Raw genomic sequence first — 23,571 nt, forward strand, 5'->3', positions numbered from 1 at the left:
ATTAACGCCATCCGCTGCAAGCTGGTCAACAGGGTATTTGCTGCGGTCAAGAGGCAGACACCCTTTGTAAAACTTTATGAACATAATTTTGATTAAAAATTTGTTTGTATCTTAGAATTCGATATAAGAAATATGGTAATGTATTCATTTACAGAGACATGTGATTATTTAGTGCTATAATGGAAGGTTGGAACCGAGTTTACGAGTTCGGCGAAGCCAATGATGGAACTGGAGCGAAGCGGAACTCGACGAAGTCAATAATGGATAACACAAGGTTTGATTCTTGCTTATATCTTCCAGTATTCCATTATTCCTATTTTCCATTGTTTCTTATATCGAACTGATGTTAAATCACAACCAATTAAACCAACTACCATGCAAAAACAAATATTAATGGTATTTATGTTTTCTTCTTATTTTTGCTTTGCTCAAGAAAAACCAGTAATTGATAGTATGCAAGTTGAAACCAATAAATTAACTGAAAGAAAAATGAAAGTGTTTAGGGTTGAAAACCTACAATCATACGTAAGATACTTTGATACCGGTTCGGGAACTAAGAATATTGTATTTCTTCATGGACTAGGCTCTTCCTCAATTGTCGATTTTTCAGGCTTATTAACCGATAACCGTTTTAGTAAATATCGATTAATACTTATTGACTTATTAGGTTTTGGGATTAGCGACAAACCCTCAAATTATTCATACGACTTATATCAACAAGCCGATATTGTCTCTAACCTGTTAGATGAACTAAAAATAGAAAAATACTCACTCGTTGGGCATAGTATGGGAGGTGTTATTTCTATAGCGTTAGCCCAGAAAGACAGCAAAAGAATTGAAGACTTAATACTCATGGAGCCCAATTTGGATCCTGGGATTGGTTCTGGTAGCAAGATTATTGCATCTCAAGCTGAAGATACTTATGTAAATAGAGGGCATTATATTTATGCACAGAGTCTTAAATCATTTTGTGATCCCAAATCGAGTTTAGCAATATATTATGGTACTTTTTTACTAAGCACACCTATTGCTATTCATAGAAGCGCTACAAAACTATTAGAAGGTACTAAACCAATCCAAAGAGAAGTGATTAAGGCGTTTACAAAAAACAAATACATTATTGTTGGGGAATTAAGTTTGGGTGAATATCCAAAACAGGAGCTTGAAAAATTAGGGCTTAAAATATCGATTATTTCTAAAGCTGGCCATGCGATGATGCATGATAATCCATTAGATTTTAAGAATAAATTGTATGAAATACTATCAAAGTAAAAAATCAAAATACAATACTTAGTAATGCTAACAACAAGTTACAAAATATGCATTTATGGTATTACGTTTTTCTGATCAATTACTAAACATGAATTTCGATTCGGCATACTAAAACACACACAAGCATTAAGAATACATCTTACAAACTTAAAAAATGACTCAGAAAATTAAGCATATCAATCCCGATGGGCTTATGAAAAACCCTGCATTCTCACAAGTTATTACAACACAGGGAAATGGTAAAACAATTTATATTGGTGGGCAAAATTCTGTTAATGCAAACCGTGAGATTGTTGGTAAAGGCGATATTCAAGCACAAACAGCACAAATAATGCAAAATATTCAGATTGCACTTTCCGATTGCAATGCTTCATTTGATAATATTATAAAACTCAACATCTATATTGTACAAGGACAAAATGCTTACATGGCATTTCAAACATCTCAGGCATTTATGAAAAGTACTTCAAACCCACCTGTGATTACGGTGCTTTTTGTAGCGGGGCTAATGAATCCCGATTTTTTGATAGAAATTGATGCAACCGCATTTATTTCCGAGTAATTTTGAACACTTGGGAACAGCAAAAACAAATCAGAACATGATAAAAAGTATCTCAACAATTAGTCTAAATGCCCCTGTAAATAAAATTTGGGATGCATTAACAAAGCCTGAACTAGTAAAACAATGGCAATATGGTAGCGACTTAATTACCGACTGGAAAGTGGGCAGTGGAATCAGATTCAGATCTGAATGGGAAGGTCAAATATTTGAGCAATGGGGTAAAATATTGGAGGTTACACCTTATAAATTAATTAGATATAGCCTTTTTGCTCCCCGTCCAGACCTTGAAGATATACCTGCAAATAATTTCGTAATGAATTACATTTTGACCGAAGAAAAAAATTCTATCCGCCTCGATATTGTACAAGAAGACAGTAGACCAGGAGCAGTTCAGGAAGCCCCTCAAGGAGAAGAAAATCCAGTAATGGGTGCTTTAAAGGCTTTAATTGAATCCTGATGCTGAAATAAATAATTTTATAGAACCAAGTCGCTATATCAGCTATCTTTGGAAAAACATTCGTTATGGTTCACAACATATCAGGGAAATGGATTTTTAGCGAGGAGTTTGAATGTGGCTTGGATAATGGTTTTGCGTTCTTTATCCAGAATGAGAATAGCATAACTGGTTATCTTGAGTACGAGGAAAAGATTGAGGATGATGAGCCTTTTTTTGTCCATCAGGAGATTTCGGGAACGATACATGGAAACAAGATAAGTTTAAAGGGGCAAAAAGCCTTATCGCCTGATGGTTCTGTAATTATTGATTATAACCTAGACACATTAGAGGGTACGCTAACCCACGAGGGCAAAATTGTAGGGCATAGCTTCGACAGCGAGGATATCTGCGGAGTTTTTGTTCTTGCCAGAGAAACAACGGGATCAGATAGCAAATCATAATTCATACTTAATTATTTTGCAGGGCAAAGGCATAATTCGAAAGGGTTATGCCTTTTATATTTTAATTCATTGTGTATCTAAATAATTCATTATGCCCTTAAATAAAATAATTTGTAATGGTTTGATGTTTAATGCTAAATACGATAATTTTATTCTTATAAACATTTGTATCTTAGGGTAATAATTAACACCCCATTTTGAAGATTTAAACCCCTAAAAAAGAATAATCGCAAAATGCGATAATCTGAAATCTGGGTGTTATTTTGGCATCAGTTATAATTCTAAATATCAATATTATAGCTGATTTCTAGTTATCAACTTAAATAATTTAGGGTATGAAGTTTACAAACCCTTTCCGTGGAGTATCTGGAATTGCGCTGGGCGTATTCTTGCTAATAATCCTATCGTTGAGCATCTATTTTTTTATCAGCATTTATAAAAATGAGCGTGCTCTCCAGCAACGAGGGTTTAATGTGCTTAACGAGTTAAGCAGGGCAATTAAGGAGCAGGATTTAACCCTACAAAGACTAGGGAAGAATTTAATCAGTAAGGAATCTGGGAAGAGAATTATCAAAAAAAACGTTGATAAAATTAGAATCGACAAAATAATTAACTCTTATAAGGATAGTCTTGCCCTACGAAGCAATTTTTTCAGTCGTACCACTATTAGTTCCAATATCTCCGACAATTTATTATCATTTCCTATTACGAATTTACCCGATGTTGGGGGGAAAAAATATTTACAAATCTCATACTCCGCTTTTCTTAATTCCCTGCTGAGAAAAGATCTTTTCTCCCAATATATCCTGATAAAACGGCAATCGGTAAAAAATGAAACACTGGTATTTAACACATTCCCATTTAATATTGAACTAACAGAATGCAGCGTTTACGAATCAATAAACAAATCTGCACCCAAACAATCGCTTGGAAGTATTCAAAGTAACGCCGATTCAATTAATAGCAAATTTCCCGTTCTACAAGCGGGTACAGTTAGGCAAATAAGCATTCAAGGCGAAGAATATGAGATGTTTATTGTACCACTAACGTTCAATAATAAAGAGTACTACCTTGGTGGCTTTATCGAAATTAAAACCTACCTCGGAATGAAGCGTGGGCTAGATTCAACAACAGTTTTTATCTTTATTCTTACGCTGGGTATTATACTCTTTAATTTTCCTCTGATAAAGATATTGTTGATGGGTCCTTTTGAAAGGCTTTCCCGATTCGGCTTATCTCTGGGAGGTATATCGTTTGTAGCAGGTGTAATAATTGCTGTTATTTTAACTACGGATGCCTATATAATTTTCCAATCTAAAAATAATATACATAATAACCTAAAATCCTTAAGCAACTCTATTTCTGATTCTTTTTATAAAGAATCAGAGTCTCTGCTTGAGCAGATGAGTGCTTACGACAGCCTAATTACGCCAACTCAAGGGAGAACAGAAAAAGCTATTCTTTCAAATAGTAAATCAAAATTCTTTCCCCAAAAAACACAAAATTTTAAAACATTTTTTTGGGTCGACTCAACCGATAATCAAATAATGCAGCTCTCCACGCGGGCTAGCGAGGGTTCACTATCGCTCCTATCGGATCGCGAATACGTTAAAAATTACAGCAAATGGTCGTGGGAGCATACCCATAAACATAACACATTGTGCTTGTACAATGTGGAGCCTATATATTCCAATACAACAGGGGAATGGCTGCTGGCTTTTTCAACTGAATCAAAAAATTGGAATAAGAAAGCAAAACTTATGGCCATTACATCGGAAATGTACTCTTTAAAAGATCCCATTATCCCCGATGGATATGAATATTGCTTAGTTGATGGCTCGGGAAAAGTCTGGTTTCATTCTAAAAATACACTTTATATAAAAGAAGATTTTATTGATGCATGTAATCAGAATCAACGATTAGCAACGGCTATTCGTTCAGGTGTTGGCGATTTATTTAAGGCTAAAGTACATGGAAAAACCTATTTCCTAAACGTTTCGGCACTTAAGAATACCCAACTTTACCTAGTAACAATGTGCGACCCCTTTGGAATTAAACTTATTACAGTACAGGCTTGCGGTTTCGCCTTTATTGCCTTGATATCGGTTTTTATTTTTTTAGTACTGCTCTACATCTCTATTAAGGTTGTTGATTATAAAAGTAGTAAACTAGCAGGTAAGAGTTACTTTCTTAGCTGGATAATACTAAATAAGCACAACGAAAGGAAATACAAGGGTCTTATAATCAGTAACATTTTCATAACCCTATGTTTAATAATATTTTCCTTGGGGAACATTTATCAAAATTTTACACCTATACATTCAGTTCTTATTTCTGCAATAATAATTGTATCCAGTTTCTTTTTTGCTTTTTATAATCTAAGGCAGAATAATGATACTGTTAAAAGAAATCTAAATAGGAAAATAATCTATTATTCATTGTTGATATTTACTTTGATGATTATAGATATTCTTGGGTATTTTTTAAATGGAGTGGATATAAACTTCAGTATTATAATTTTAAGTCAACTGTTTTTAATTACAGTCTACCTAATGGTGTTCAACCACCTCGATTTTCTTTTAAAGTTTAACCCATTTAAAAAAATTCATCCCTACACTCCTTTTCTTTTTAGCTGGCTAGTTTTAGCCGCAATAATACCATCATTCCTTATTGTTAAAAAAACATTTAAACATGAATACAGCAACTATGTTACAAACCAACAAATATCCATTGCGCAACAAATAAACGCACGAACCGAAAAAACATATAAATTCTACAACAAATCCTTGCTAGTTACCGACACATCAATTATTAATAAACGATTGCAACAAGGAAGGTACATTTCATTTTTCGAAAACACGTGCTGCAAAACTGATTCAAGGATAATTAAACCAGCTGAAAACTCTGATAAATCGCTAGAGTTGAACATAATTTTTCATTTATACTTCAACAAATTTTTAGGCGAACAAGATAATTTAGTTGTAAACCCACAAGTTATTCCAAGAGTGGAGAAAGGCACGTCCTCATTGAGTTTTAATGCTTTTAACAGTAACGATTCAAGAAAAAAGGAGGAGGCACGATTTATCATCACCTCAACGGCGAATTTTGCCAATTTTCATCCTCTAAAAAAGGAAGGATTTTCTTTAATCTCTTGGTTTTTAGCATTAGTTCTTATTATCACTATTTATTTCTTGCTTAGATACCTTTCCCGAAAACTTTTCCATTTCGATATTCAGGATTATAAGCCCTATAATTTCGATGATTGTCTTAAACTGCTCGATGAAAGCAAATTAAGTGCAACTATCGTAAATATTCACTTCGATGAGAGAGCGTATGCAAAATCTACAGCGGATAAATTTATCAATATTTCAAGTAGCCATATTAAGATTCCAGAATTAAAGGCCAATGAACCGCTCTTCGTTATTGGGTTCGACAGCAATCTAGTGTATTCAAATCTGTTTAAAGCAAAAATTAGCAGGTTAGAAATGCTGTTGGACATTAACCCTCCAATACGAGTTATTGTAATGCTTCACACCGATCCGCAATCGTTAATCGACGAATATGTTGGCTTTTGGAAAATTTCTGACGATGAAAATTATCACCAAATATTAATTCACAGTTTCGAAAAAGTATTTTCTCGTTTACCAGTTTTCCATTGTATGGTGTTTACAGAGCCTAGACCAATGCCCCATTTTGGTGTTTATGAATCAACTGTTCAACAGGAATTGGGTTTTGAGTCGCATCTGATGAACCTTGAGTCAATTGTTTACGAATATTATGATAAGGAACGTCAGAATTGTGGGGATTCCCTGATACTCAAAATTCAAGAATTGGCACAACCCTATTACACACTTCTTTGGAATAGGCTAAGTTTCAGTGAGCGGTTTGTTTTATTCGATTTAGCGCAAGATGGAGTTGTTAATGTGCAGAATGAAAAGATTCTTAAATCATTAATTGGAAAAGGGCTTATAATTTGTGATAATGGGGTTACAATTACCAGCGAAGGGTTTAAGAATTTTATTCTAACAACCGCCGATAAAAAAGACCTGGAAGAGAGAATGAAAAAAATTATTGTTCTGGGTAATTGGCATCGTTTCAAAGGGCCCTTAATCTTTGTTGCTGCAAGTATTTTTGTTTTTCTAATTGCTACACAGCTAAGCTTCCTATCGAATCTTACTACAATTTTAATTTCAGTAGGATCGCTTCTGGGCGTGTTCCTAAAATTCAGCGGTTTATTTGATACAACGGGAGGAAAATAAAAAGCAAGCATTGTTTGAATGTATTATAAAAAATTGTAACACATTGATTATGAAAATAATAAAATTAAACATACTAATTGCCTGCATGGCCATTAGTAGCAATCTCTTCTCACAAATTTCAGGCTTTAGAAAGGACAACCTTCTTCTACCAGAAAAACTAATAATATCGGAACAGGTTGGGTTTGATTCTCTATATCTAGATTCAAAAGATAGCGTTCAAAGGAATTTTCCTTCTATGCCGATATTTGACTTTAAGGCACTTATCGAAATACAAAAGGTAATCGTTGATAAGGTTTTATCTGGCAATTTTAAAGTATTTGATCCTTCTCAATCAGATGAGTTTTTCCCATTTAGCGCATTAGATCAAAATGAACCCTTAGCATTAACCGAAATCCAAAGTAACCTAGGGCAAAGAACCGATACGGTGAGGAAAATTAACGATGATAGTACTATTGATGTGATGGTATCTTACCATGAAATTGAGCCCAAAGAACTATCATCAATTAATTTTATTGAGGGATGGAGTTTAACTGCCAACCCTTTAAGTTTTCACAAGGAAGTTTATGCTTATGAACCTGTTAGAAGATATTTAGACGACTTTTCCGATTTCGATAAATTCCGTTACAGGAAAGTATTTAGGCTATACAACAATCCGAATTATAAGATTGATAAATCAAAACTTAAACTTGCCGCACAAGTTAAGTACGAGCATCTATTTAATTTTGATGGGGCATATCGGAATGATATTTTTAGCGACTTGGTTGCAAAACGATTAAGTCAAAACGACCTAGATTTTCAACTTAGCCAGATATATAGCAATACAATATCACCCTTTTTTAATGGCTTTAACCAGTTCATTTTTATTAAAACCCTACTAGATAATGTATATTCAGGGAATGCAATTGCTTACGATTATTATACTTCCGCTAAGTTAACATCCCAGGAGGCAAAAGGGAGAGTTATTGAACCAAAAATCCTAATAGCTACAAATCCTTTGAGTGGAGAGAATGAAGAGAGAGCTGTTGAGGTAGATTTAACTTCCGAGATAATTTCTGTAGTTTTTATTGAGGAGTGGTATTTTGATGTGGAAACCTTACAACTAGAAAAAAAGGTAGTTGGAATTGCACCAGTGCGATATTTTTACGATTGGGCAAACGGACAAGAGGTTCTTAAACGGCAGGTTCTTTTCACGATTAATTTGCCGTAAAGATCAATATAAGAAATTAATGACTACCTGCCTGATTGTCAAATAATTTCAAAAGATTACGGTACTCTGTACCTATTGTATTCTTATGGTCATGAAATGTCTACAAATATTAAGGTGCTACGCACCCAAGGCTTGAATACATTTCTCATAGCAGCAGAGCCGCATAATATTTGTAGTCCAATTATACAATTCAAGAAAATAAGGTGCATCGCACCGCAATATTAAAATCTACATCAGCAAACAAATATCCTTTTTATTACATTGAGTTCAATTTAAACAGGAAACCCCTTATCATCCAAATACCCAAAACGAATCATCATTTCACGATGATCTTTACAAATACTATCAACTAGTTCAGGGGCTAGTTCTGATCTCCACGAACCGATTTCGCCCTTTCTAAAAAATGAATCTGCCTTGGTGGGTTTTTCACTAAATCCGCTTTGGCTTTCCTGCTTTTGCATCTCCTTAATATCGCTAAAGCGAATAGCTTTTAGAATATCCTCATCGGATGCAACCAAACCTAGAAAATTTACAGCCTTTTTAAATGTTTCAAATGTATTACCCTTCATATCCTCGTACCGAACAACAAGAATGGGAAGTCCAGATTCATCCACCCAACTATGAATATGATCGCTCCACGAGAGTAGGCATTGCCTAAACTGAAGGTGAAATCGATTTGGGTTACTGCTAAATGCAAAGGATTTATCGGATAGAATCTTAGCAATATCCTCGTGCGGTTTGCTAAGATGATTAGAAAAAGAGACAGCAACATCTAACGGGTTTCTAATAAAATAGATAACACATCTTGTAATAGTATCCGAAAACATTGGTTCTCCAGACTTAGTGATTTGCCAAGCATCATGAACCTTTTGGTATTGTAATTCGTTTGATGTTCGGGATATAAATTCATAAACTTGGGGGCGAAGTAAATCGATCTCCTCGGATGTTAATTCGGACGATGAAAGACCTGTTGCCTCATCGAAAAGTTCACGACTACTAGCAATGGGTGTTGTATATAAATTATTAATATCAGCAGGTTGATCGGTTTTATTCAATAGGTTAGTGAGGAAAACCCGAAACCACGTATTCCCTGATTTTGGGTAAGAAGCCAGCCACACTATTTTTTTTAAATCATCCATGCAAGAGATTATTGTAACTACTCCAGTTTATATTTGAGAAACTATTCTCTTTGAAAGTAAAAATTACAAGTTATAGCAATCATTAAAACTTAATCTCGTTAAGCCCTGCTGGGTTCACGCAAAGTCGCAAAGCACGCCAAGGGAGCAAAAACTAAAGGTTTTTTCTCTTTGCATACAAACCGTAGGTTCAATTTGGTATACTCTAATCATAGTATTTCAATTGATTTTAACTGTGTTTCTCTTCCATCTTATCTTCTTTGCGTCTTAGCGACTTGGCGTGATATCTTTTTTATTACCAAATAGTTACAGATTATTTAATATTCTCAAGAATCAGATTTATCATCTCATCAAACATAAATTTTTTTGAAGGACGAATTAGTCGCAAAACATTAACATGCTTTGAAATTGTGGTTAAATATTTAAAATGATTCGCCTGCATCTCCTGTCCTGCTATAAAATTAAATCGATATGTATGATATTTTAGCAGGTTGAACTTCTCAACACCTTTCAAAGATTCAACCTTGAGCTCCCCAAGATTACTAGGAACTATAATAAAGATATTTTTTAGAGGAAGCGGTTCTTCATGAAAGCACTTATCAATTGGAATATTATACTTCTCCACCTGCTTTCGAATTATGACATATTGCGATGATTCATCCCCAAGCTTGGATATTGAATCGGCCCAAAGTTTCATTTGAGGATATCCAGGAACAATAAAAGGTATCTCATTATTTATCAATGATATAACACTCACATCATCCGAAAGGATTGAATATCCTTTTTTGCTTAAGGCTGCTGCAATAGTTGATTTTCCGGCACCCGAATGACCGGAGAATATTACCCCTGAATTATTGATATTCACAGAACTACCATGAAATGGCAACAATCCCCTTTGGTGAATTAGCGCACCAAATGCTGAACCCAATAAGAATAGGCGAACATCGGCAAAATCCACATCGGGCATCAACTCAATGGTTATTTGATTGCCTCCTGTTACATAGTAATTTGCAATTCGGTCAACCTTTAAAAGAAATTCATTGTGCTTGGTTAAAAATCGAACGCCTGTAAACAAAGGATTTTCTAATGTTTTGGGAGTCGTCCCCAACGAAATATTTATATCGGCTTTGCCTATAAATAAAGACAGTTCTGGTAGTTCAATTTCCGATTGAATTGTTAGACCAAACGCTTTATATGTATGGGTGGTTGCCAAAAAATATAAAATATTAGAAGCTATTCAAATCTTTACCGCTTGATTTTTAAAGATTTTCAATGAATCAATGTGGGTTGGATTTCCCTCTTTTTTAAGGGGGAACACAAGGGGGTTAATTAGGAAAATCGCATTAGTACTGAATTTACCTCCCCGGCCCCTCCTTAAAAAAGGAGGGGATGCACTTCACCATACATTGCTCATGAAATGACATTTATAGTATAAACATATATTTTTTTTCCAAGACTTAAACAGTTTCTTAGAATTTATCGTCTGTTCAAGAACAAATGTAAGGAATCTTTTAATATGATTGGAGTTTTAGAATGAATGTGGATATGTGTATACCCCGATTTTTTTACCTTTACCTCTTACTAACCACTTTGGTATGCACATAACTAACCGTTCACAACTAATTTCCTATTTAACGCCTGAGCAAAGGTTGCTGATATCGGTTTGTTCGGCAGAAGAAAGCATAGGCAGGGCGGAGGTTAGGGATTTGTTGGTAAAGCCTTTTAGCTGGGAACGATTGATTCTTCTTAGCGAACGACACAAGTTGCTCCCGATGCTTTTCAAGAATATTCGTGCAGAATCCGTGAATTTTCCCATTGAAACACCATCAATTCTTAAAGAAAAGTTTATAGTTCAAACCCAACACGTTCTAAAACTTGCATCAGAGGGAATTCGGATATCAAACATCTTAAATCGTGAGGGTATTCCGAGTATTCTACTTAAAGGGCCATTCCTATCACAGCAAATTTATAACAATGATGCTCTTAGACCCTCCCGTGATATTGATATTCTTATTCTCCCAGATAATATTGAAAGGGTTAATGAAATCCTTAGAAACGAAGGATATAGAAGGGTTTACCCAGATTTTGAACTTTCAAAAAAGCAAAAAATATTTTATCAGCACTATAAGAATCAATACGCCTACAGAAATCCTCACAATGGTTGTTTAATTGAGATTCACTGGCGGTTATTTTCACAAAAGATCCTCTTCCCTACCCCAACAGAGCAGGTATTTGCCGAAAGGCAGGAATTAAATATGGCGGGTAGTCCTATTCATGTGTTATCGAAAAAACATTGCTTTGAATATCTTTGTTTACACGGCTCATTACATCAGTGGTTTCGGCTTCTTTGGCTTCGCGATATTGCTCAACTCTTAAATGATAAGGAAAACCATCTTGATGAACTACTTATCAATGCAAAGAAAAATGGTAACGAAAGACCCGTTCAGCAAGCAATTATACTATCGAATCTATTTTTTGGAAGTCCAGAACATTCAGCAATCACAAAGTCAAATAATCTGGTAAAAAGCATTACAAATTTTGCTGTAACTGCGGCTATTGGCAGTGAACAAAAGACCCTTTCGCAAAAAATTACCCGCCTGCGAATTCCTTTCTATAAGATGAAATTAAAACGGAACATTAACTATAAACTAAGTTGCTGGTCGATTCTACATCCTAACTTTAACGATTGGAAAAGGGTAAAACTCCCCGATAGTTTATTCTTCTTGTATTTCTTGCTACGACCCTTTATTTGGTTTTATACTTTTTATATTGTGAAGAAAAAGAGGGAAAGTTAAAACGTAATAGTTCAATTTTTGGAATCGTGTAATCATTTGAAAAAATTTGGTTTAGGGTTGGTTAAAATTATTGAATACTTTTAGAAAGTAAAAGCACAAACAAGTTATGCCTCATGCTAAAAAAAACACTCATAACCCCCCAAATTTGGTTAAATGATTTTTGTACTTTTGCCATATGAAAACAGAGGAAAAAACTCTAGTAAGGATATTTTTTGAAAATAAGATAAGACGGTCTGATGGAAATGCTTTTGAAGACTTATTTACTCAGGTTATGAATTATGCTGAACCTGAATTTGAGCAGATCAAACCTTGGGGTAATATTGGAGATAGAAAAAATGATGGTTTCATTAGAAGCAAGGGTATATTCTATCAAGTATTTGCCCCTGAAGATATTAGTAAAAGTTATCCTGATGCTATCGTTAAATTAGAGAAGGATTTTGCAGGATTAGTTTCACAGTGGAATCCTGTAAAAGAATTTTATTTTGTTGTTAATGATAAGTATAAGGGTGTAAATGCTGACGCCAATCAAACAATTGCGAATATCGTAAAAGACAACTCATTAATTAAAGGTAAAATATTAACTGCTAAAGATTTAGAAAGAATCGTTTTTGAATTACCAGACGACCAAATACTTAAAATTGTAAGTTATCTACCTAATTTAGAACAAATAACTAATTTGAATTTCTCAGTTTTAACTCAGGTTGTTGGATATATAATGAAACTTCCAGTTAATCCTATTTCCGGCCGAATTAAATTTCCAGATTGGGATGAAAAAATAATATTTAACAACATTAGCAAAGAAACAAAACAACATTTAGATACCGCATCCTTTAGTCTTGGTGCATTAAATGAATTTTTAGCAAATGAAAACTTTCTTGCTGAAGAGTTACAAAAAAAGCTTATAGGTCTTTATGAAGAATTAAAGCCAAGTTACAATGGCGATTCTTTATTTTGGGAAATAGTAAACAAATGTATGCCTAAGAATGAGCAAGCATTTCTTACACCTATTTTAGCAGTAATGGCTAAATATTTTGAAAGTTGTGATATTTTTGAAGAACCTTTAAAAGAATAGAAAATGATAATGCCTTCTAAACATATTAATTTTTCTCAATCTCTGTTAGGGTTTGGAAGTTACCTGCTTTCGAAACTTGACAAGCCAATGAGTATAGATGATATTTGGAAGATATATCAAGCAGATATATCAAAAGAGTATTACATTGCCAAGCATAGTTTTGACAATTTAATAATGACTTTTATTTTCCTTTATGGAATAAATGCAATTGACCAGAAAAACGGATTAATATACAAATGCAATTAATTTCATTAACCGCAAATAAGGAATCTTTTAGACCTGTCCATTTTAAAAATGAGGTTGGTTTGAATTTTATTGTTGCCATTCAAAAAAATCCAGAATCATCAGATAAAAAGGGAAATACAACAAATGGTGTTGGTAAATCATTAATTATAGCACTTGTGCATTTTTGCTTAGGTTCGAGTAAAAAAGATAGTTTCAAAAAAGAACTATCAGGTTGGTCATTTACACTTACATTTAAGATAGGAGGTAATATATTTAAATCAGAAAGAACAACAGATAAGCAAGATAAAATCGTTTTAAATGGTCAAGAAATTTCAGTTACAAAATTCAAGAATAAGTTTGAGGATTTGTTATTTGATATTCCAGCAGAAACAAGTCAATTAAGCTATAGGTCATTGCTTCCATTTTTTATAAGACCTAGAAAAACTTCTTATAGCGATTACAATAATCCTAATGCGGTTAAAAAAGATTATCAGATTCAAATAACTAATGCTTTATTGTTAGGACTAGATGTTTTGTTAGTTGAAGAAAAATTTAAACTTCGTAAGGAAAAAGAAAGGATTAGAAATTTAGTTAAAGAACTGAATGAAGATGAGTTGCTTAAAGATTTTTTTAATCAAAAGAAAGACGCTACTCTTGAAGGGCAACAAGTAAAAGAGGATATTTTGAAACTTGAGAATGACCTAAAGGCTTTTAAAGTAGCCGATGACTATTACGATATTAACAAAGATGCTGATAAAACTAAGATTGATATTGAAAAGGCAAAGAATAAAATTACACTTCTTGAAAATCAAATTCTTAATATTGAAGAAAGCAGAAAGATTTCTCCAGATATTAAGAGAGAAAATATTGAAAAAATCTACAAAGAGACATCTACTATTTTTAATCAAGAATCATTAAAAACGTTAGAAGATTTAGAAAAATTTTACGAACATTTATCGAGTAATAGAGAAAAGAGACTATTAGATAAAAAGAATGAGTTATTGCGTTCTTTAAACGATCTGCAAACAAATATTGATCAAAAAAAGATTGAACTAGATACAAAACTTAAGTATTTAGACACTCACCATGCTTTAGATATTGTATTAAAACTAAAAGATAAACTAGCGGATTTAAAAGCGAAAGAAGAAAATATTCAACGCTATGATACTTTAATTTCTAAATACCAAAAATCAAAGATTAAGACCGAGAAGGATTTTATTGCTTCTACTGAAAAAACCCAATATTATTTAGATGATGCAAAGGAAGTTATTAAGTCTACTACTGATTTTTTCAGAGAATTATCAAAAAGATTTTATCCTAATGCAACAGCAGGAATAACTGTTAAAAATAATGATGGTGACAATCAAATAAGGTATCATATTGATGCAAAAATATCTGCAGATCGTTCCGATGGCATAGGCAATATAAAAATATTTTGTTACGACATAACTATTTTGCTAAAAGGTTTCGCACATAGAGTAAATTGCATTTTCCATGATAGTAGATTATTAAGTGATACCGACCCCAGACAAATAGCAGAACTCTTTAAAATACTGAATGAATACATAAAAACATCAGGCAAACAATATATTTTATCATTGAATCAGAACCAGTTAGATGAAGTAAAAAAATATCTTAAAGATGATGAGTATAAAACGATTATTCAACAAAATATTTGTTTGGAATTAAAAGATGAACTACCAGAAGATAAACTTTTAGGCATTCAGGTTGACATGGATTACAATTAAAAAAACACGATCCAAAACTCCCACAAGTTTTCAAATTCAGCATTAAACTTCTCGTTGAACTTTAACCTTTAAACGAAAAACTATCCTGTTCTATCCGTTTAAACTTTAATCCCTTTTGCGATATTGCCTCAAGAACACGAGGGAGGGCATATCGAAGGTTTCGTTCTGCTTTTTTAGAATCGTGGAAAACAATTATTGCTCCAGGGTGAAGGTGGTTAACCACATTATTTGTAACCCGCCGTGGTGAAACCCTCCGGCTATAATCCATGCTTAGTACATCCCACATAATTATTTTATACCGATCTCGCAAAATGCGAAATTGTGATGGTTTAATCCTACCGTAAGGGGGTCGATATAGTTTACTGTGAACAAACCCGTTTGCAAAATCAACATCCTGAACGTATTGCCCGGTTTCAGTTGCCCAACCCTTTAAGTGGCTATAGGAGTGGTTTCCGATAGTATGACCCTCGGCAACAACCCGTTCGTAGATTTCAGGGTTCAACTCTATATTCTTTCCCAGCATAAAAAAGGTTGCCTTGGCATCGTAACGCTTAAGCTGATCTAGAACCCACAAAGTAATTTCCTGAGTAGGACCATCATCAAAGGTTAAAAAAACACCATCAGGCTCATCTGGAAAACTCCAGATGAGTGATGGAAACAAGCGTGTCAAAAAGCGCGGGGGACTAAGATTTATCATACTATGACCTATCTAACTTCGATGCAAAAGTGTTGAAAGCCTCTTCAATTTCTTTCTTATGACTTCCCTTCTCGTACTGATTAGCGAGTCTATATAACTCCTGTATAATTGCCATATTGAGTTGGATATCGTTATGAAGTCTACCTATTTGTTCTTTTGAAAGATCCAGGATAAATCTCATCTGATCAGCAGAACTTTTAAGCATAATTTTTGAATAAGCCATCCCTTTATCAACCGCACCGGCTCTATAGTAACCCTCAACTAGCGATAAGGAGAGGTAGTTGAACGGAACATTACTTGGAGGGATAACCTCAATGCATCGATTTAAAACGGTGATTGCGGAATCTTTTTTCCCCTCATCAACTAATGCGTTTGCAAGTCGAGCAAAAATGGTACGATAGTTAGAGATTATTCGTGAATTATTCTCATCGAGGTAAACCTTTGGATTGGCAATACTTCTAAAACGATATTTATTCATGATGTTATCGTACATCAACTTTGTATCCACTTTACCAAAATCATAATCAAGCCTGGGGGATTCTATAGGAACTATCCTATACATCATCCCTTCAAGCTGGAAATAGCCATCGAGGTTTTGGTACGAATCGTTTGAAACGGTTGACCCTATATATAATGGTCGCTCCCAATTATTTGTTGCCAAAAGATCTAGCATCACCAATCCCTCCATAATAACCACATTCTCTTTAATTTTCCAGATCATAGTATCAACAATTTCCTTTGCTTTTTCAGGTCTTACCGTACCTGTTTTGATGACTTTATCTTTATCAACTGGAAGGAAAAGGGATTTAGAAGGAAAGTAACAAATCTTTTCGTTTTCGCCATAAGGTGATGGAACTTGTGAAATTTCATTATCGCTCAGAATAAATGAAATAGCCTGTCTAAGATCAACAGCACCTTTAATTCTATCGGCAACAAGCACAATTTGGCGTTTATTTGAAAAGTATTTATCGCGCGTCATACTTAAAGGAAGAGGATCTGAGGTGTACGCCTTCCTCTTCATCTGGTCTATATACCAATCGCCACGAAGATAATTAAGGTTTGATACCCGAACATCACGTCGAACCCCCTCAACCTCCTGATTGTACCAAAGAGGGAAGGTATCGTTATCACCATATGTGAATAGTACAGCATTGGGAGCACAACCAATAAGCATATTGTAGCCAAAATCTACGGAAGTATATCTACCGGATCTATCATGATCGTCCCAGTTTTCTATCCCCATAGTTAATGGTGCAATCACGCATACAATACCACTACCAACTGCGGCCATGCGCTCATTAGCTACCTTCTTAAGTAATTCATACAAAGCCAATACACCTAAACCAATCCATATTGCAAAGGCATAAAAACTTCCTGCATAGGCGTAATCTCTCTCCCTCGGTTCAAAGGGTTTTTGGTTTAAGTAAACAACTATTGCAATTCCTGTAAGAACAAAAAGAAGAGTGACTACCCAAAAATCTTTCTGATGTTTTCTATAATGGTAAATTAACCCTGCTATGCCTAATATTAATGGAAGTAGATAGTATCTGTTTTTTGCTTTGTTTTGTTTGTAAACATCTGGGAGTTTATCCTGTGATCCAAGTCTAAGATTATCGATTACAGGTATTCCACTAATCCAATTTCCTTTTAAAACATCACCATTTCCCTGAAAATCGTTTTGCCGACCAGCAAAATTCCACATAAAATACCGCCAGTACATGTGACCAAGCTGATAGCTAAAGAAAAAATGGATATTGTCCGTAAATTTTGGAACATATCTGGTCTCCTCTTTCCCTTCGTTATTTGTTATTTGAATTGGAATACCTCTATAATTTGTCCACCTTTTATATGCGCTAACATGGTTTGGCTCATTGCTGAACATCCGAGGGAAAACTGTCATAAATCTTTCATCATAAATGTACTTTACCTTTTTACCAGTAATTACATATTTACCATCTTTGGGGGCATAAGAAGGTGCTCCCTCCTCACTACCAATTATAGGCGCATTAAAAGAATTACCATATAATAATGGGCTATCGCCATACTGTTCACGATTTATGTAGTATAGTAGCGAAAACATATTATCAGGATTATTCTGATCCATTGGTGGTTTAACCGATGAACGAATAACAGTTACAGCATAAGAGCAATAACCCATAAGCATTACTGTTATGCTTATAAGTATTGTATTTGCAATTATTTTCTGATTCTTATGTGTATAATAAATTCCATAAATCAGCAGGCTTAATACTAATATTAGATAGAAAAAAACGCCTGAATTGAAAGGTAATCCAAATCCATTTACAAAAAGAAGTTCGATTTTTGAAGCAATTACTACAAATCCTTTTATTATAATTACAAGTGATGCTAAAAGTAATAAGAACCCAACAAAAAGGGCTTTTATAACACCCCATTTAGTGACTTCATACTTTTTAAAATAGTATACCATTACAATTGCTGGAATTGCCAAAAGGTTTAGTAGGTGTACTCCAATTGATAAGCCCATTAAGTATGCAATAAGAATTATCCAGCGATTAGCAAACGGTTTATCGGCAACATTCTCCCATTTAAGAATTGCCCAAAACACTAATGCTGTAAATAGCGATGAGGATGCATAAACCTCCCCTTCTACTGCTGAAAACCAAAAAGTATCGGAAAATGTATAAACAAGCGACCCTATTAATCCAGTAGCAATAATCAAAATAATATTTGAAGACGTGTAGGATTCATCTTTAACAATAATTTTACGAGCAAGGTGAGTTATTGTCCAAAACAAGAACATTATAGTAAAAGCACTTGCTAAAGCCGACATTGCATTTGCAAAAACGGGTATTAACTCCTTACTTGGAGCAAACATTGTAAAGAATCGGATTATTAGCATAAAAATGGGGCTTCCGGGAGGATGTCCAACCTCAAGTCTATTACCGCTTGCAATAAATTCACCACAATCCCAAAAACTAGCGGTTGGCTCAATGGTTATAAGGTAAACAATGGCTGCTATTGCAAAAGCAAGCCAACCAAATAGGTTGTTGAATTTATTGAATGACTTATTATCAAATGTTTGCATATAAATGATTTTTTTAATGGTTCAAATGTATGATTTTTTTAGATGTAATTTTTTGTTGAGATGTTCGTGATTTTCATTAAATCAATCTAATTTATTTAAAAAAAGTTAATTTTATCCCAAATCTTAAAACAAATGAAGAAACTAAGCATACTGATTATTCTTACAATACTTGCGATATTATCAAATGCACAAGAATTATGGGTTAAATACAATGCTCATCAATCTTTGGATAAGGGTGATACAAGTGTTTTTATTTTAAATCCTTATTCATCAGCCTTTTTTGATGATAAAGAATTTGTTAGCAACACCAAAAAAGGTTATACATACCCAGGATTCTTTATTCAACCTAAAATTGTATTTCAACCCAATAAAAAGGTTAGATTTTCAGCCGGTATCCACACTCTCTATTTTGCTGGTGCTGATAGTACTGAAAAGTTTGTGCCTGTCCTTTCTCTCGAAGTCAAACTGTTGGATAATGTAGAGATGATACTTGGAACTATTCATTCCAAACAGGCGCATTACCTACCTGAGCCTCTTTTTAAACCTGAAAGATTACTAATTTCCCAACCAGAAACGGGGCTTCAATTTCTTACAAATACCGAAAAATTTAAAGGTGATTCATGGACAAACTGGGAACGATATATTAAACAAGGAAGTCCGTTTCAAGAGGTGTTCACCATGGGTTTTTCTGGAATATTTAAACCAAGTACCTTTAAAACAAATACAGGCTTAATACTAAATTTCGCAGGTTTTGGGGTTCATAATGGAGGCCAGATAGATAGCTCGAATTTAGATGTTACAACAATGATTAATCTTGCGGCAGGGTTCTCCTATAGTTTCCCTATTGGCACAAAAAAAACATCTTTGGGTTTCGAAACAATGGGGTTTCTTTCAAGCGATAAATCGCCAAATCCATCAAGCAAATATTTAAACGGAAAGGCTATTTACCCCAAACTATTTATTGAAAGTCCAAATCTAAGAGGAGAAATTGGTTACTGGTATGCCTCACAGTTTGTTAATCCGCGAGGTGAAGAATTGTTTGGCTCCTACTCTTTTGTAAAACCTGAATTTGATTCTAAAATTCGGAATCTCTATACTGCAAAGATTATCTATTCAGTTGAAGTGGCCAAGGGCTTTACTTTAGGCGGTAGATTTGAAACATACTATGATACAAAATCATCCATCCTAGATTGGGCTTTTACATTCCGAATGGTATACGATGGGTTATTCAATCTTTAAATATTAATAATCAAAAAGGATGGCTAAATACCATCCTTTCTATATTCTCTTCAGTTTTAACTTCAATATATACCTAAAAACAATAAACTTTCCCCCAACATTCCTGCGAAAGCAGGAATCCAGTTTTCAGCTTATTATAGATTCCGAGACTTCGCCCGGAATGACAAAGGATTGTGTTTTGCTTATAGGTATTACAGCGGGCATAATAAAGTATTATTGCTTTACTGTCGAAATGCCACAATACATCTGAACCATTTTCTCAGCAGGTTTATAACCAAGTGCCAAAGATTTTTTGAAATCCTCACAGGCTCCTTTTTCATCCTTGGTATTCATCCTTGATACACCGCGATTATAATATGCTTCGGCATATTTTGGATCTTTTGAAATAATAAAATCATAATCTTCTAGGGCTCCTTTGTGATCTTCAAGAATTGCTTTTGAAACTGCTCGGTTGTAGTATGCCTGAGCAAAATTTTTATCAATTTCCACCACTCTCGTGAAATCAACTACAGAGCCTTTGTAATCCTGTTTCAATGCTTTTGCTATACCACGACCATAATATGCTTTAAGGAAGTTGCTGTTGATATCAATTGCTTTATTAAACTCTTTGATGGCATTTGTAAAATCACTCTTTTTAAGAAAAGCTCCACCTTTTACACTATAAGCCTCACTATACTTACCATCAATCTTAATGGCTTTGTTCAAATACTCAATAGCCTCATCTAATTTATTTTGATTTGACATTGATTGCCCAAGATAAAAGAAGATCTCTTTATCATTTTTTTCCTTTTCTGATGCAAGAAGTAAATCCTTCTCTGCACCTACATAATCTTGTATGTTGAATTTAAAAATTCCTCTTTTCTTGTACGCATCAGCATTGGCATTTGAGCCTTCAATCATCTTATCGTAATCGCTAATTGCACCCATAAAATCATTTAGGTGTGAACGTGATTCACCTCGGCTATAGAATGCTTCAATATTCGAACCATCGAGTTCAATACTCCGATTGTAGTCTTTAACCGCTTCATCGAATTGTCCTTGGCTTGCTTTTAGAAGTCCTCTATTGTAAAATGCTTTAGCATTCGAATCATCAAGTTCAATAGCTTTATTAATATCAGCCAAAGATCTGTCAAACTCCTTTAACTTCCGATATGATACCCCACGGTTCAAGTAATACTCTGAAACGGTGGAATTCATTTCAATAGCTTTGCTAAAATCAATAATAGCCTCAGAGTCTTTTGTGAGGCCTGATTTTGCAAGACCCCTGCTATTAAAATAGATGGGTTTATTCTTTAGCCATATTGCTTTATCAATTTTTGCTATTGCCTCCGAATAAAGTGATGAATCCAATAATAATTTACCTTTTAAGTAAGCATTTTCGGCAAACTTTGGACGCAGTAGTTGAAGAACTAATAGAACTAATACAACTACTGAAATGCTAATAATGGTAATTTTCTTCATATTCCTTATTTTTCAGTTCGTTTCGTAATTACTAATTTACAAAATTGGTGTAAATAGATTAAATAAACAGCATTTCGACGATTAAAGTTACATTTTTAGCTAAGAAAAAACAATGTTTGAAAAAGTTATTGTCTATTTTAAACGGAACGGATCTTAATATATCGTATTCAAAATAACATATAAGACCCTTTAAATCGACAAGCAATTTAGTATTGAACGATTTATTATTTGTTTTCCTATAAAATAATTATAACCTTTAAAACCTTATTTTAAAAAATAGATTGTGCATTCAAATTAACCTCACCCTAACATGAAAACACGATTATTTCAAACAAAACCTATTCAACAACTTCTTTCCGAATCCGAAGATAAAGAACATGGGTTTAAAAAAACCTTGGGGCCACTTAACTTAACAACTTTGGGCATTGGTGCTATTATTGGTGCTGGTATTTTTGTATTAACAGGACAGGCAGCCGCAAACTATGCCGGACCTGCTATTGTGTTATCATTCATAATATCTGGCCTAGCATGTGCTTTTGCAGGTTTATGTTACGCCGAGTTTGCATCAATGATTCCTATCTCTGGAAGTGCCTATACCTATGCATATTCAACAATGGGCGAGTTTTTAGCATGGATAATTGGATGGGATTTAATTATTGAATATTTGTTTGCTGCGTCAACAGTAGCAGTAGGTTGGTCGGGTTATGTGGTGAGTTTACTAAATGATATTGGAATACATATTGCGCCGCAATTTGCTGCATCTCCGGGAACACAACTAATACAAGTTCCGGGAATGGGTTGGCAAGCAACCTCAAGTCAGCTAGTTACCTATCTTGCAAATCATAATATTGATGTAAATACCTTACCACATGTTGTTGGAGTACTAAATATCCCAGCAATGATTATTATTGGCTTACTCACTGCCCTACTTGTTATCGGAATAAAAGAATCAGCAAACTTTAACAATATTATGGTAATTGTTAAGGTATGTGTTATTTTACTTTTCATTGGTGTTGGTATTGCATTTATAAAATTAGAAAATTGGCATGATTTTATTCCCAAGAACACAGGAAAATGGGGCGAGTTTGGCATAAGCGGGATATTTAGGGGTGCAGCAGTAATCTTTTTTGCCTATATTGGTTTTGATGCTGTTTCTACAGCAGCACAAGAGGCTAAAAATCCTCAGAGAGATATGCCAAGAGGTATTCTTGGTTCGCTAACCATCTCAACCTTTTTATATATCGCTGTAGCACTTGTACTAACAGGAGTTGTAAGTTATACACTTTTAAATGTTCCAGATCCAGTTGCTGTTGGAGTTAATGCAATGGGAAGTAGCATGGCATGGTTGAAACCAATTGTGAAAATTGCTGCAATTGCCGGATTAACTTCAGTAATTCTAGTTATGCTTTTGGGACAACCAAGAATTTTTTACGCAATGTCTAAGGACGGGTTACTTCCTCCGGTATTCTCGAAAGTACACCCAAAATTCAAGACTCCTTATATTAGTTCTTTAATTACGGGAGCATTCGCTATGGTATTAGCGGGCGTGTTGCCAATTAGTCTTTTAGGTGAACTTGTGTCTATTGGAACACTACTCGCATTTGCAATTGTTTGCGTTGGGATTATTGTACTCCGTAAAACCAGACCTGAACTTCCACGTCCATTTAGAACACCTTGGGTACCATTCCTACCCGCATTGGGAGCTATAATATGCCTTGTACAAATGTTTTCGTTACCTTTAGATACTTGGTTACGATTAATAGGTTGGTTTGCAATAGGTATGATTATTTATTTCACTTACGGAATTAAGAAAAGTAAACTGTTAAAAAAATAACACTAGGATGATATTTATCAGATTTTGATAGGAAAAAAATCCCTTATTTTAAGGGATTTTTTATGACGAATAAAGTGAGGTTCTATTTCATGTTTTTCAG

General features: G+C 34.2%; 17 protein-coding genes. 12 read left to right on the forward strand and 5 right to left on the reverse strand.

Translation table 11 applies throughout. The features are described from left to right. The first annotated feature begins 375 nt into the window (after positions 1-375). From HOO91_10900 to HOO91_10925, 6 genes are all read left to right on the forward strand, one after another. Positions 376-1,272, forward strand: coding sequence for an alpha/beta hydrolase (locus HOO91_10900; GenBank protein NOU18050.1), 897 nt, complete (start codon positions 376-378; stop codon positions 1,270-1,272). 154 nt (positions 1,273-1,426) lie between these two features. After that, entirely contained in the window at positions 1,427-1,834 is a 408-nt protein-coding gene (locus tag HOO91_10905) for a RidA family protein (GenBank protein NOU18051.1), read from the forward strand. Positions 1,835-1,871: 37 nt separating this feature from the next. Beyond that, positions 1,872-2,291 carry an SRPBCC domain-containing protein gene (locus HOO91_10910; GenBank protein ID NOU18052.1) on the forward strand — a complete coding sequence of 140 codons (420 nt, stop codon included), beginning with the start codon at positions 1,872-1,874 and terminating at the stop codon, positions 2,289-2,291. A 65-nt stretch (positions 2,292-2,356) separates the two neighbouring features. Continuing rightward, the gene (locus HOO91_10915) at positions 2,357-2,731 is read left to right on the forward strand and encodes a hypothetical protein (GenBank protein NOU18053.1); all 375 of its coding nucleotides are present in this window, start codon (positions 2,357-2,359) and stop codon (positions 2,729-2,731) included. 335 nt (positions 2,732-3,066) lie between these two features. After that, the gene (locus HOO91_10920; protein ID NOU18054.1) at positions 3,067-6,990 is read left to right on the forward strand and encodes a hypothetical protein; all 3,924 of its coding nucleotides are present in this window, start codon (positions 3,067-3,069) and stop codon (positions 6,988-6,990) included. A gap of 49 nt (positions 6,991-7,039) precedes the next feature. Beyond that, entirely contained in the window at positions 7,040-8,197 is a 1,158-nt protein-coding gene (locus HOO91_10925; GenBank protein ID NOU18055.1) for a hypothetical protein, read from the forward strand. 272 nt (positions 8,198-8,469) lie between these two features. Here HOO91_10925 and HOO91_10930 read toward each other — a convergent pair whose 3' ends face one another. Both HOO91_10930 and HOO91_10935 read right to left on the reverse strand, forming a co-directional pair. Next, positions 8,470-9,336 carry a sulfotransferase domain-containing protein gene (locus tag HOO91_10930; protein ID NOU18056.1) on the reverse strand — a complete coding sequence of 289 codons (867 nt, stop codon included), beginning with the start codon at positions 9,334-9,336 and terminating at the stop codon, positions 8,470-8,472. Positions 9,337-9,646: 310 nt separating this feature from the next. Further along, positions 9,647-10,546 carry a hypothetical protein gene (locus HOO91_10935; GenBank protein NOU18057.1) on the reverse strand — a complete coding sequence of 300 codons (900 nt, stop codon included), beginning with the start codon at positions 10,544-10,546 and terminating at the stop codon, positions 9,647-9,649. 382 nt (positions 10,547-10,928) lie between these two features. Between HOO91_10935 and HOO91_10940 the strand changes: the two genes are divergently transcribed. The 4 genes from HOO91_10940 to HOO91_10955 all read left to right on the forward strand — a co-directional run bounded on the left by HOO91_10940 (position 10,929) and on the right by HOO91_10955 (position 15,173). Then, positions 10,929-12,128, forward strand: coding sequence for a nucleotidyltransferase family protein (locus tag HOO91_10940; GenBank protein NOU18058.1), 1,200 nt, complete (start codon positions 10,929-10,931; stop codon positions 12,126-12,128). A 175-nt stretch (positions 12,129-12,303) separates the two neighbouring features. Further along, a complete protein-coding gene (locus HOO91_10945; GenBank protein NOU18059.1) occupies positions 12,304-13,200 on the forward strand; it encodes a hypothetical protein in 897 nt (298 codons plus the stop codon). A 3-nt stretch (positions 13,201-13,203) separates the two neighbouring features. Then, positions 13,204-13,446: a hypothetical protein gene (locus HOO91_10950; GenBank protein NOU18060.1), complete on the forward strand. Its 243-nt coding sequence runs from the start codon at positions 13,204-13,206 to the stop codon at positions 13,444-13,446. Continuing rightward, on the forward strand, positions 13,437-15,173 hold the full coding sequence (locus HOO91_10955; protein ID NOU18061.1) for a DUF2326 domain-containing protein: 1,737 nt from the start codon (positions 13,437-13,439) through the stop codon (positions 15,171-15,173). Before HOO91_10950 ends, HOO91_10955 begins: the two co-directional genes overlap by 10 nt. Positions 15,174-15,234: 61 nt before the next feature. Here HOO91_10955 and HOO91_10960 read toward each other — a convergent pair whose 3' ends face one another. After that, the gene (locus HOO91_10960) at positions 15,235-15,870 is read right to left on the reverse strand and encodes a polysaccharide deacetylase family protein (GenBank protein ID NOU18062.1); all 636 of its coding nucleotides are present in this window, start codon (positions 15,868-15,870) and stop codon (positions 15,235-15,237) included. A 1-nt stretch (position 15,871) separates the two neighbouring features. Then, on the reverse strand, positions 15,872-18,937 hold the full coding sequence (locus HOO91_10965; GenBank protein ID NOU18063.1) for a DUF2723 domain-containing protein: 3,066 nt from the start codon (positions 18,935-18,937) through the stop codon (positions 15,872-15,874). Positions 18,938-19,069: 132 nt separating this feature from the next. On the opposite strand from HOO91_10965, the gene HOO91_10970 reads away from it, so the two are divergent. After that, the gene (locus HOO91_10970; protein NOU18064.1) at positions 19,070-20,176 is read left to right on the forward strand and encodes a hypothetical protein; all 1,107 of its coding nucleotides are present in this window, start codon (positions 19,070-19,072) and stop codon (positions 20,174-20,176) included. Positions 20,177-20,389: 213 nt separating this feature from the next. Here the strand turns inward: HOO91_10970 and HOO91_10975 are convergent, their stop codons facing one another. Then, positions 20,390-21,637 carry a tetratricopeptide repeat protein gene (locus HOO91_10975; protein NOU18065.1) on the reverse strand — a complete coding sequence of 416 codons (1,248 nt, stop codon included), beginning with the start codon at positions 21,635-21,637 and terminating at the stop codon, positions 20,390-20,392. A 310-nt stretch (positions 21,638-21,947) separates the two neighbouring features. On the opposite strand from HOO91_10975, the gene HOO91_10980 reads away from it, so the two are divergent. Next, entirely contained in the window at positions 21,948-23,471 is a 1,524-nt protein-coding gene (locus tag HOO91_10980; GenBank protein NOU18066.1) for an amino acid permease, read from the forward strand. Positions 23,472-23,571: the final 100 nt, after the last annotated feature.

It is taken from the genome of Bacteroidales bacterium, assembly GCA_013141385.1.
Taxonomy (GTDB): domain Bacteria; phylum Bacteroidota; class Bacteroidia; order Bacteroidales; family Tenuifilaceae; genus UBA8529.

What these genes read in the sequence shown, in the direction of transcription:
- HOO91_10900 (NOU18050.1), top strand. Translation starts at nt 376, where the DNA reads ATGCAAAAACAAATATTAATGGTATTTATGTTTTCTTCTTATTTTTGC.
- HOO91_10905 (NOU18051.1), top strand. Translation starts at nt 1,427, where the DNA reads ATGACTCAGAAAATTAAGCATATCAATCCCGATGGGCTTATGAAAAAC.
- HOO91_10910 (NOU18052.1), top strand. Translation starts at nt 1,872, where the DNA reads ATGATAAAAAGTATCTCAACAATTAGTCTAAATGCCCCTGTAAATAAA.
- HOO91_10915 (NOU18053.1), top strand. Translation starts at nt 2,357, where the DNA reads ATGGTTCACAACATATCAGGGAAATGGATTTTTAGCGAGGAGTTTGAA.
- HOO91_10920 (NOU18054.1), top strand. Translation starts at nt 3,067, where the DNA reads ATGAAGTTTACAAACCCTTTCCGTGGAGTATCTGGAATTGCGCTGGGC.
- HOO91_10925 (NOU18055.1), top strand. Translation starts at nt 7,040, where the DNA reads ATGAAAATAATAAAATTAAACATACTAATTGCCTGCATGGCCATTAGT.
- HOO91_10930 (NOU18056.1), bottom strand. Translation starts at nt 9,336, where the DNA reads ATGGATGATTTAAAAAAAATAGTGTGGCTGGCTTCTTACCCAAAATCA.
- HOO91_10940 (NOU18058.1), top strand. Translation starts at nt 10,929, where the DNA reads ATGCACATAACTAACCGTTCACAACTAATTTCCTATTTAACGCCTGAG.
- HOO91_10945 (NOU18059.1), top strand. Translation starts at nt 12,304, where the DNA reads ATGAAAACAGAGGAAAAAACTCTAGTAAGGATATTTTTTGAAAATAAG.
- HOO91_10950 (NOU18060.1), top strand. Translation starts at nt 13,204, where the DNA reads ATGATAATGCCTTCTAAACATATTAATTTTTCTCAATCTCTGTTAGGG.
- HOO91_10955 (NOU18061.1), top strand. Translation starts at nt 13,437, where the DNA reads ATGCAATTAATTTCATTAACCGCAAATAAGGAATCTTTTAGACCTGTC.
- HOO91_10960 (NOU18062.1), bottom strand. Translation starts at nt 15,870, where the DNA reads ATGATAAATCTTAGTCCCCCGCGCTTTTTGACACGCTTGTTTCCATCA.
- HOO91_10965 (NOU18063.1), bottom strand. Translation starts at nt 18,937, where the DNA reads ATGCAAACATTTGATAATAAGTCATTCAATAAATTCAACAACCTATTT.
- HOO91_10970 (NOU18064.1), top strand. Translation starts at nt 19,070, where the DNA reads ATGAAGAAACTAAGCATACTGATTATTCTTACAATACTTGCGATATTA.
- HOO91_10975 (NOU18065.1), bottom strand. Translation starts at nt 21,637, where the DNA reads ATGAAGAAAATTACCATTATTAGCATTTCAGTAGTTGTATTAGTTCTA.
- HOO91_10980 (NOU18066.1), top strand. Translation starts at nt 21,948, where the DNA reads ATGAAAACACGATTATTTCAAACAAAACCTATTCAACAACTTCTTTCC.